Annotated in this window: 1 protein-coding gene; it reads left to right on the forward strand. The window is 54.3% G+C overall.

Translation table 11 applies throughout. The features are described 5' to 3' along the window. Nucleotides 1-397 precede the first annotated feature (397 nt). A partial coding sequence (locus ACFWW2_RS00605; RefSeq protein WP_393925423.1) for a LysM peptidoglycan-binding domain-containing protein occupies nucleotides 398-667 on the forward strand: 270 nt, incomplete at its 3' end.

Below are 667 nucleotides of genomic sequence, written 5' to 3' on the forward strand. Positions count from 1 at the left end.
TCCCTTAGCGGTTCACCCCTACGAATTGTTGCAAGAAGAAGAGCAGGACGATTCTGAAACAACGCGGGACTAACTCAGATCCGCGCAGTTTTGCAGTCCACAATCTCAGACCAGTGACCCCCGGATGTAAATCGGCAGGGCAGTCATAGTCGATGCCTATTAAAATATAGAATAGAAGTATTTCACTATGCGGCGACCGGGCCCTAGTCTTGGGTGAGAGATGGATTGGCTGGTCCACCAATGCGCGATAGGAACTGCCAATTTTGTCAATGAAATCCGCATTTTGCCGGGAGTTTGGCATCTCATCTGCCCATCAATCAGATCATCACTTGGGGCGCATTTTTGCGTTGCATCCAACGGCGTTGTATACTAAGTATGAAGGAGAACGGAGGTTCCCTTGCGTACTCTGCTGCTCATTGGCCTGATAATCCCCGGTTTTGCCTTCTCCGGTGAGTTGATTCGATGCCCGGACTGGCAGGCGTTGTTCGCGGCTGACCGCACAGCCGCGCTGCGTTCAACTGCAGCCCCGGAAACCGATTTTCGTGAAGCCCTGAACCGCACGCGCGCTCCGCTTGATGCGACAGGTGGCGCCAACACACCGGCTGCCGCGAACTGCACATATACCATTGTCGCGGGTGATACGTTGTCGCGCATTGCTGCGGCACGC

It is taken from the genome of Yoonia sp. R2-816 (assembly GCF_046762905.1).
In the GTDB taxonomy this organism is placed as follows: domain Bacteria; phylum Pseudomonadota; class Alphaproteobacteria; order Rhodobacterales; family Rhodobacteraceae; genus Yoonia.